Genomic DNA, 9,614 nt, shown 5'->3' with positions numbered 1-9,614 from the left:
CGGCCTTCCTCATGCTTGCTGGGCTTGAGCGCCAGGCCAAGGAAATCGCTGAACGCTTGGGAAACATCCGGCAGTGCAACTCGGTCCTGTGGCCGTTTGGGCCCGGCGAGGCTGGCGACCACCGATCCCATGTCCAGCTCGAGCGCGTCGGTGAAAACCGGCTCCTGACCGGGAAGGCGCCACAGCCCTTGGGCCTTGGTATACGCCTCGACCAGTTCCACGGTCGTTTCCGGCCGACCGGATAGACGCAGGTACTCGAGGGTGACCTCGTCGACTGGAAAAAAGCCGCAGGTCGCGCCATATTCCGGCGCCATGTTGGCGATGGTTGCGCGGTCTGCCAACGGCAGATCGGCGAGCCCGTCGCCGTAGAATTCGACGAACTTGCCCACCACGCCTTTCTTGCGCAGCATCTGGGTCACGGTGAGCACCAAGTCGGTCGCGGTGATCCCTTCTTTCAGCTTGCCGGTGAGCTTGAAGCCGATCACTTCAGGAATGAGCATCGACACGGGCTGGCCGAGCATCGCGGCTTCCGCTTCGATGCCGCCAACACCCCAACCCAATACTCCGAGGCCATTGATCATGGTGGTGTGGGAATCGGTACCGACCAGCGTATCCGGGAAGGCGTAGGTACGGCCGTCTTCTTCCTTGGTCCACACCGTGCGGCCCAGGTATTCGAGGTTGACCTGGTGGCAGATGCCGGTGCCCGGCGGCACCACGCTGAAGTTGTCGAAGGCGCTCTGGCCCCAACGCAGGAAGGCGTAGCGCTCGCCATTGCGCTGCATTTCGATGTCGACGTTTTCGCTGAACGCGCGGTCATCGCCGAATTTGTCCACCATCACCGAGTGGTCGATCACCAGATCCACCGGGGACAGCGGATTGATGCGCTGGGGATCGCCACCGGCCTTGGCCACCGCGGCGCGCATGGCCGCGAGGTCAACCACGGCGGGCACGCCCGTGAAGTCCTGCATCAGCACGCGGGCGGGGCGGTATTGGATTTCACGATCGGATTTGCGCTCGGCGAGCCAGGCCGCCAGCGACTTCAGGTCTTCTCCGGTCACCGTCTGGTTGTCTTCCCAGCGCAGGAGGTTCTCCAGCAGGACCTTCAGCGACATGGGCAATGTGTCCAGATTACCCAGGGTCTTCGCCGCTTCGGGCAAGCTGAAGTAGTGGTAGGTCTTGTTGCTGACATCGAGTGTCTTGAGGCTTTTCAGGCTATCGAGGGAGGGCATGAACTAACTCCTTGACGGTTGCGCACGGTATGAACGGGGCACACGAATCGGGTCGGTAAGACGAGGTGCTTCAGAGCGCTCTGCGGGGCGCCTTTCATTGATGCCAATGAGTACTGGACCCCCTGGCCGAGCCAGTGGTTCCTGATTCCGCTATCATGCGCGGCTTTGGTGTCGTTGAGATTTATCCTCGAGTATAGGTCGCGTCGGCAAAACCTCTGGCACGCCATGGAGCCCACCCCGTGAACACCCTTTTCATGCATTGCCGCCCCGGTTTCGAAGGCGAAGTCTGCTCGGAAATCAGCGAGCACGCCGCCAGGCTGGGCGTATCCGGCTATGCGCGGGCCAAGCCTGACACGGCCTGCGCCGAATTCATCTGCACCGAGCCCCACGGCGCTGAACGCCTGATGAACGGGCTGCGCTTCACCGACCTGATTTTTCCTCGGCAATGGGCGCGTGGCGTCTTTGTGGCGCTGCCGGAAACCGACCGGGTGAGCGTGATCCTGGAGCACATGGCCGATTTTGCGACCTGTGGCAGCCTGTGGCTGGAGGTGGTCGACACAAACGATGGCAAAGAGCTTTCGACCTTTTGTCGCAAATTCGAGGGGCCCTTGCGCAAAGCCTTGGAAAAAGCCGGGAGACTGGTGGACGACCCGCGCCTGCCGCGTTTGCTGCTGACGTTCAAAAGCGGCCGGGAAGTCTTTCTCGGGTTGGCCGATGCGGGCAATTCAGCGATGTGGCCCATGGGTATTCCGCGCCTGAAATTTCCGCGCGAGGCCCCGAGCCGCTCGACGCTCAAGCTGGAAGAGGCGTGGCACCACTTCATTCCGCGCGACCAATGGCCGCAGCGGCTGTCGGAGGACATGACCGGTGTCGATCTTGGCGCGGCGCCCGGTGGCTGGACGTACCAACTGGTCAAGCGGGGCATGCTGGTCACCGCCATCGACAACGGCCCGATGGCGGAAAGCCTGATGGATACGGGCTTGGTCCAGCATTTGATGGCCGACGGTTTCACCTACAAACCGCGCCAGATTGTGGACTGGATGGTGTGCGACATCGTCGAAAAGCCCGCACGCAGCGCGGCGTTGCTGGAAACCTGGCTGGGGGAGGGGCTGTGCCGCGAGGCAGTGGTGAACCTCAAATTGCCGATGAAACAACGCTACGCCGAAGTACGGCGATTGCTGGACCGCATCGAGGAGGGTTTCAAGGCACGTGGGGTGAAGGTGTCGATTGGTTGCAAGCAGCTCTACCACGACCGTGAAGAAGTCACCTGCCACCTGCGCAGGCTGGATCTGAAGCCCAAGGCTTGATGGACCCCGAGCGCGAGGCAGGCCTATCTGGCGCGCAGCCGTCACCCGAACATTACATCGCCATTCAGGAATGACTCCATGCAGAAGGACACTTCCTCCCGCGCATCGGTACTGCAGCATGTCAGCGTCAATGTCCGGCGCCTGCGCCATGAGGCTGACATGAGCCAGGCCGCCCTCGCCGAAAAGTCAGGGGTCAGCCGGCGCATGTTGGTGGCCATCGAAGCGGGGGAGCGGAACGTGAGCCTGGCGACCTTGGACAGGCTGGCCGAGGCACTGGACGTGGCGTTCAGCGACCTGATCCAGGGGCCTGAGGAGCGTGATCCCAGTCGCATCAACGAGTTGGCGTGGGCGGGGTTACACGCGGGCAGCCAAGCGGTGCTGTTGGCCAGGGCGTCCGCGCGCCGCGGGGTGGAGCTCTGGGAATTCAGCCTGGCACCCGGTGAGGCGTACGCGTCGCAAGCTGACCCTGACGGTTGGAGCGAGCAGGTGTATGTCATCGAAGGATGCCTGACGGTGGACCTGCCGGATCAGACGCAGCAGGTCCAGGCGGGGGCGTTCTACATGTTCGCCAGCAACCGTCCCCATGCTTATCGTAACGAGGGCGCGGTTGCGTTGCGGTTTGTCAGAACCGTTGTGTCGTGACGGACGCCTCGCCTTCGCCCACCCAGCGTTTGTGCACCAGGGCTCCCGCCGAATAGGTTTCGCTGACGGTCCGGTCGTCGCCCAGCGTCATCAGCACGAACAGCTTCTCTTCAATGCTGGTCGCCTGTTTCATCCGGTACGAAAGCAGCGGCGTGGCGTTGAAATCCAAGACCACGAAGTCCGCTTCGGACCCTTCCTGCAGGTTCCCGATCCTGTCTTCCAGGCGCAGTGCCCGGGCCCCGCCCAGGGTCGCCAGGTAAAGCGACTTGAATGGACTGAGCTTGGCCCCCTGCAATTGCATCACCTTATACGCTTCGTTCAGGGTCTGGAGCAGCGAGAAGCTGGTACCGCCACCCACGTCTGTGCCCAGTCCGACGTTCACCTTGTGCTTTTCCGCCATCGGCAAGTTGAACAGGCCACTGCCCAAGAAGAAATTCGAGGTGGGGCAGAAGGCGATGGCCGAGCCGGTCTCTGCCAGGCGCTGGCACTCCTGCTCGCAAAGATGAACACCATGGGCGAACACCGAGCGCTCGCCGAGCAGCTTGAAGTGGTCATAGACGTCCAGGTAGTTCTTGCGTTCCGGGAACAGCGCCTTGACCCACTCGACCTCCTTGAGGTTTTCGCTGATATGGGTCTGCAGGTAGAGGTCGGGGTATTCGCCGAGCAACTGACCCGCCAGTTGCAATTGCTCGGGCGTGCTGGTCGGCGCAAAGCGTGGCGTCACCGCGTAATGCAGGCGGCCTTTGCCGTGCCAGCGCTCGATCAGTGCCTTGCTGTCAAGGTAGCTCGACTCCGCCGTGTCCACCAGATAATCGGGGGCGTTTCGATCCATCATCACCTTGCCCGCGATCATGCGCAGGTTGAGCTTTTCGGCGGCGGTGAAAAAGGCGTCGACCGATTCCTTGTGCCGACTGCCGAACACCAATGCGGTGGTGGTGCCGTTGCGCAGCAGTTCCTTGATGAAGATGTCGGACACCTGCGCAGCGTGGACGGGATCGGCGAACTGGCGTTCGACCGGGAACACATAAGTATTGAGCCAATCGAGTAACTGTTCGCCGTAGGAACCGACCATGCCGGTCTGCGGCAGATGAATATGGGTGTCGACGAAACCGGCGGTGATCAGCGCGTCGGTGTAGGTGACCACTTCCACGTCTTTGGCCAGCGTACCCAACAGTTCATTGGCATGCCCGACAGCGGTAATGGTGCCGTTTTCGACCACCATCAGGCCGTCGTCAAAATACTCGTAGGAGGCTTCGATCCTCACCTGCGCCGGGTCGGCGAGGCTGTGAACGATGGCAGCGCGGTAAGCTTTGGTGGTAGAGGTCATGGTCGAAAGTCGTTCTTCAAGGATTCATTGAGCCTGGCTGCGGCGCGAAACCGGCGTCAGCCTGGCGATGGGTTCAGCGGTGGCGGGGGTGCCCTGCTCACCAAAATTCAAGTTGTAGGTGGCGATCACTTCAGCGGCGACGGAGATGGCGATCTCCATCGGCAGTTTGCCTTTCACGTCGGCCAGCCCCATGGGGCAGCGCATGCGCTGTACCAACGCCGGATCGAAACCGCGATCCCGCAGGCGGTGCTCGAACTTCATGCGCTTGGTCTTGGAGCCAATCAGTCCGAACCAGGTGAAATCACCGCGCTTGAGTATTGCGGCGGTCAATTCCAAATCCAGTGCGTGGTTGTGGGTCATTACGATGCAGTAACTGCCGGGCGGCAGATGATCCACTTCGTCGACGACCTCCTCATTGACGATCCGGTTGACGCCTTCGGGCAAGTGCTCGGGAAATTCGCCTTCACGCGAGTCGATCCAACGCACGCGGCAGGGCAGGCTGGCCAGCAATGGCACGAGCGCACGGCCTACATGGCCAGCGCCAAACACCGCGATGTGCGCTTGAGGCTGCCCCATCGGCTCGAACAGCAGCACATTCACGCCGCCGCAGCATTGGCCCAGGCTGGCGCCCAGGCTAAAACGTTCCAGGCGCGTCTGCCGAGTGCCAGCGGCCAGCATCTCGCGAGCGATGGCCATGGCCTTGTATTCCAGATGGCCGCCGCCGATGGTGTCGTAAATCCGCTTGGCGCTGACCACCATCTTCGAACCCGCGTTGCGCGGCGTCGAGCCACGCTCTTCGATGATGGTCACCAGCACGCAGGCCTCCCCCTGGGTTTGCAATTCGGCGAGGGCGCTGATCCAGTTGTTCATGTGTTTCTCCTGATCACCCAAATGGCAGATCAAACATAGGGGGATGTTTTCCAGACGTCGTCGCGGGCAAGCGCGCTCCTACAGTTGAAACGCGATCCTCCGTAGGAGCGCGCCCGCCCGGGATAACGGTCTTCCAGACCCCTCCAATCAAACCGGTGACACCGTCAACTCATGGGCCACACCCGCTGCGTCCGGGCTGGCGGCCTTCAACTTGCGCATCTGCTCACAACCCCAGAGCACCCGTTCCGGGGTCGCAGGGGCGTCGATCTTCGGCTGATGCCGGTAATCGCCGAGGCTGGCCACCGCGTCCTTGATCGCGCACCAGGCTGCAATGCCCAGCATGAAGGGAGGTTCGCCCACCGCTTTGGAATGGAACACTGTGTCTTCGGGGTTCTTGCGGTTTTCCACCAGTTTCACCCGCAGATCGGCCGGCATGTCGGCCACCGCCGGGATCTTGTAACCGGCGGGGCCATTGGTCATCAGCTTGCCTTTGGCATTCCAAACCAGCTCTTCGGTGGTCAGCCAGCCCATGCCCTGAATGTAGCCGCCCTCGACCTGGCCAATGTCGATCGCCGGGTTCAGTGACGCGCCGACGTCGTGCAGGATGTCAGTTCGCAGCATCTTGTACTCACCGGTCAGGGTATCGACCACCACTTCGGTGCAGGCTGCGCCAAAAGCGAAGTAATAAAACGGACGCCCTCGGGCCTGGCTGCGGTCGTAATAAATCTTCGGCGTCTTGTAATAGCCAGTGCTCGACAGCGAGACCTGGCCCATCCACGCCTGCTGCGCCAAGGTGTCGAAGCTGATCACCTGCTCGCCTACGCGCACGTGGCCATTGCGGAACTCAACCTGAGACGGTTCGCACTGGTAGTGGCTTGCCGCAAATTCGGTCAGCCGCTTTTTGAGGGTTTCGGCCGCATTCTGCGCCGCCTTGCCGTTCAAATCCGCGCCGCTGGAAGCCGCCGTGGGCGACGTGTTCGGCACCTTGTCGGTGTTGGTTGCAGTGATTTGCACGCGGCTGATGTCGACCTGAAACACCTCGGCCACCACCTGTGCAACCTTGGTGTTCAAACCCTGGCCCATCTCAGTGCCGCCATGGTTCAAGTGAATGCTGCCGTCGGTGTAGATGTGAATCAGCGCGCCGGCCTGATTGAGAAAGCTCGCGGTGAAGGAAATGCCGAATTTCACCGGGGTCAACGCCAGGCCCTTCTTCAGAATCGGACTGTTGGCGTTGTAGGCCATGATCGCCTTCCGACGCTCGGCATATTGGCTGCTTTCCTCCAGCTCGGCCGTCATTTCTTCCAGCAAGTTGTGCTCGACTTCCTGGTAATAGTGGGTGACGTTGCGTTCGGTCTTGCCGTAATAATTGGCTTTGCGTACCGCCAGCGGATCCTTGCCCAGATGCCGGGCAATGGCGTCCATCACTTCCTCGATGGCGACCATGCCTTGCGGGCCGCCGAAACCTCGATACGCCGTGTTGGACGCGGTGTTGGTCTTGCAGCGGTGGCCGTTGATGGTGGCGTCGCCCAGGTAATACGCATTGTCGGCGTGGAACATGGCGCGGTCGACGATGGACGCGGACAAGTCCGGCGAATAACCGCAATTACCCGCCAGCTCCAGTTGAATCCCGTGCAGCCGACCGTCCTGATCGAAGCCGACGTCGTATTCGACGTAGAACGGGTGACGTTTGCCGGTCATGATCATGTCTTCCATGCGCGGCAGACGCATCTTGGTCGGCTGGCCGGTCAGGCGGGCAACCACCGCGCACAGGCACGCCGGGCTCGCTGCCTGGGTTTCCTTGCCGCCGAAGCCGCCGCCCATTCGGCGCATGTCCACCACCACCTTGTTCATCGACACACCGAGTACTTCGCTGACCAGCTTCTGCACCTCAGTGGGGTTCTGGGTGGAGCAGTAGACGATCATCCCGCCGTCTTCCGTGGGCATCACCGAAGAAATCTGCGTCTCCAGGTAAAAGTGTTCCTGGCCGCCAATGTGCAGCGTGCCTTGAATGCGGTGCAGGGCCGATGCCAAGGCGGTGTCTGAATCGCCCCGTTGATGGGTATGGCTATCGAGCACGAAATGCCGTTTGCGCAAGGCTTCGACCACGTCGAGCACCGGCTCGAGGTCTTCGTACTCGATGATGGCCGCCATGGCCGCCTTGCGCGCCGTTTCCAGATCCCGGGCGGCAACGGCAATCACCGGCTGGCCGACGAATTCGACCGTGTCGATGGCCAGCAGCGGATCACCCGGCAGCAGGGGACCGATGTCTTTCAGGCCAGGAATGTCTTCGTGCGTAATCGCAAGGCGCACGCCTTCGAACGCATAGCATGGGGCGACGTCAACGCTGACGATGCGCGCATGGGCGCGGTCGGAAAGGCGCGCATAGACGTGCAGTTGATTGGGAAATTCCAGCCGATCGTCGATGTAAATGGCCTCGCCCGAAACGTGCTTGTCGGCGCTGTCGTGTTTGACGCTGCGCCCCACACCTGTGGTGAGGTCCTGCTGGAACAGAGCGACCCGTTCTTCCGGGGATGTCACGGGATGATGGTTAGACATGAGCAGTCACCCGAGTCTGGATGTGTGGCGTTTGCAATTCGATGAAATATTTACGCAGCAGATTCTGCGCGGCCAGCAGCCGATATTCCTTGGTGGCGCGGAAGTCCGACAGCGGCGTGAAATCCTGTTCGAGGGCCGCACAGGCGCGCTCCACGGTTGCCGATGTCCATGGCTGGCCAATCAGGGCCTGTTCGCAGTGCGCAGCGCGTTTCGGGATCGCGGCCATTCCGCCGAAAGCGGCGCGGGCGTCGACGATGGCACCGTTCTCGACGTGCACGCGGAACGCCGCGCACACTGCCGATATGTCATCGTCCAGGCGCTTGGACACCTTGTAGGCCCGGAATGCCTGCTTGATATTGGGCTTCGGCACGATGATCTTTTCGATGAATTCGCTTTCTTCGCGCGCTGTGACGCGGTAATCGATGAAGTAATCTTCCAAGGCCAGTGTGCGGGTATGACGGCCTTTGCGCAGGACGATCTGCGCCCCCAGCGCGATCAGCAGCGGTGGCGAGTCGCCGATGGGCGAGGCGTTGCCGATGTTGCCGCCCAAAGTGCCTTGGTTGCGGATCTGCAACGACGCAAAACGGTGCAACAGCTCCCCGAAATCCGGGTAGTCGCTGCTCAGGGCATCGTAGCAATCGGTCAGCGCCACGGCCGCCCCGATTTCGATACGGTCGTCGAAATGCTCAATCTTCTTCATATCGGCAACGTGGCCGACGTAGATCATCACCGGCAGAGTGCGATGGAACTGAGTGACTTCCAGCGCCAGATCAGTGCCTCCCGCCAGCAGGCGCGCCTGTGGATAGGCATCGTAAAGGTCCGCCAGATCGGCCACGGTCAGTGGCACCAGGCAGCGTTTGTCGCCGCTGTTCAACTCTGCGGTTGTGTCGGGTTTGATGGCTTTGAGCCGGGCGATGGTTTGCGCAGTGCGGGCATCGAACTGGTCGTGTTGGCGTGACTGGCCGCACGCCTGCTCGGCGGCGGCGAGGATGGGGCGGTAACCCGTGCAGCGGCACAGATTGCCCGCCAACGCCTCGTGAGCCTGTGCATGTCGCTGGTCCGATGAGCTGACCTCGGAGGTGTTTTTCTGCAAGGCAAACAAGGACATCACGAAACCCGGCGTGCAGAAGCCGCATTGTGAGCCGTGGCAATCGACCATGGCTTGCTGCACGCTGTGCAGTTGGCCCTGATGCTTGAGGTCTTCGACACTGATCAGTTGCTTGCCGTGCAGGGAAGCGACGAAGGTCAGGCAGGCGTTGAGGCTGCGATAACGCAACTGTTCCAGACCGTCTTCTGCAGTGGTCAGCTCACCGACGACCACCGTGCAGGCCCCGCAATCGCCGCTGGCGCAGCCTTCCTTGGTGCCGGACTTGTGCACGTGCTCGCGCAAGTAATTGAGCACGGTCAGGTTGGGGTCCAGAGCATGCTCGGTTTTCAGCTCTTGGTTCAGCAAAAACTGGATCACGGATTACGCCTCGTCTTCTTGTAATAGAACGCTGTCGTGGAAGGTGTTTCGGAATTTGTCATCGAACCTGTCGATGAATCTATCAGTTCTGACTATTGGGTCAATTAAAATCTGACCTAAGGGTCAAGAATAATGAAATTCCTTCGCGCACCGATCATCGGCAGCCAGAAGTTGCTATCACCCGCCGCAGGCGACCCCTGACGTTTTGCTTAATTCGT

At 61.2% G+C, this 9,614-nt stretch carries 7 protein-coding genes; 2 read left to right on the top strand and 5 right to left on the bottom strand.

What is annotated here, in order from left to right:
• On the bottom strand, nucleotides 1-1,229 hold a 1,229-nt coding region (locus DBP26_RS14960; protein WP_256604726.1), incomplete at its 3' end, for an aconitase family protein.
• A 239-nt stretch (nucleotides 1,230-1,468) separates the two neighbouring features.
• Between DBP26_RS14960 and rlmM the strand changes: the two genes are divergently transcribed.
• Together rlmM and DBP26_RS14950 are read left to right on the top strand one after the other, a co-directional pair.
• Nucleotides 1,469-2,536: a 23S rRNA (cytidine(2498)-2'-O)-methyltransferase RlmM gene (gene rlmM, locus DBP26_RS14955; protein WP_108238471.1), complete on the top strand. Its 1,068-nt coding sequence runs from the start codon at nucleotides 1,469-1,471 to the stop codon at nucleotides 2,534-2,536.
• 78 nt (nucleotides 2,537-2,614) lie between these two features.
• Nucleotides 2,615-3,178: an XRE family transcriptional regulator gene (locus DBP26_RS14950; RefSeq protein ID WP_108238470.1), complete on the top strand. Its 564-nt coding sequence runs from the start codon at nucleotides 2,615-2,617 to the stop codon at nucleotides 3,176-3,178.
• On the opposite strand, the gene guaD is transcribed toward DBP26_RS14950, so the two are convergent.
• From guaD to xdhA, 4 genes are all read right to left on the bottom strand, one after another.
• A complete protein-coding gene (gene guaD, locus DBP26_RS14945) occupies nucleotides 3,159-4,505 on the bottom strand; it encodes a guanine deaminase (RefSeq protein ID WP_108238469.1) in 1,347 nt (448 codons plus the stop codon). The two genes, DBP26_RS14950 and guaD, sit on opposite strands and share 20 nt — an antisense overlap.
• Nucleotides 4,506-4,529: 24 nt before the next feature.
• Nucleotides 4,530-5,375 (bottom strand): xanthine dehydrogenase accessory protein XdhC, encoded by an 846-nt coding sequence (gene xdhC, locus DBP26_RS14940; RefSeq protein WP_108238468.1) that lies wholly within the window; start codon nucleotides 5,373-5,375, stop codon nucleotides 4,530-4,532.
• A 147-nt stretch (nucleotides 5,376-5,522) separates the two neighbouring features.
• A complete protein-coding gene (xdhB, locus tag DBP26_RS14935; protein ID WP_108238467.1) occupies nucleotides 5,523-7,931 on the bottom strand; it encodes a xanthine dehydrogenase molybdopterin binding subunit in 2,409 nt (802 codons plus the stop codon).
• Nucleotides 7,924-9,396: a xanthine dehydrogenase small subunit gene (gene xdhA / locus DBP26_RS14930; protein WP_108238466.1), complete on the bottom strand. Its 1,473-nt coding sequence runs from the start codon at nucleotides 9,394-9,396 to the stop codon at nucleotides 7,924-7,926. Before xdhA ends, xdhB begins: the two co-directional genes overlap by 8 nt.
• Between the last annotated feature and the right edge of the window lie 218 nt (nucleotides 9,397-9,614).

Origin of the sequence: Pseudomonas sp. RIT409, from assembly GCF_003052515.2 — a bacterium.
GTDB lineage: Bacteria > Pseudomonadota > Gammaproteobacteria > Pseudomonadales > Pseudomonadaceae > Aquipseudomonas.
The sequence above is the reverse complement of the archived record's forward strand: the minus strand, read 5'-3'. Positions and strand labels throughout refer to the sequence as shown.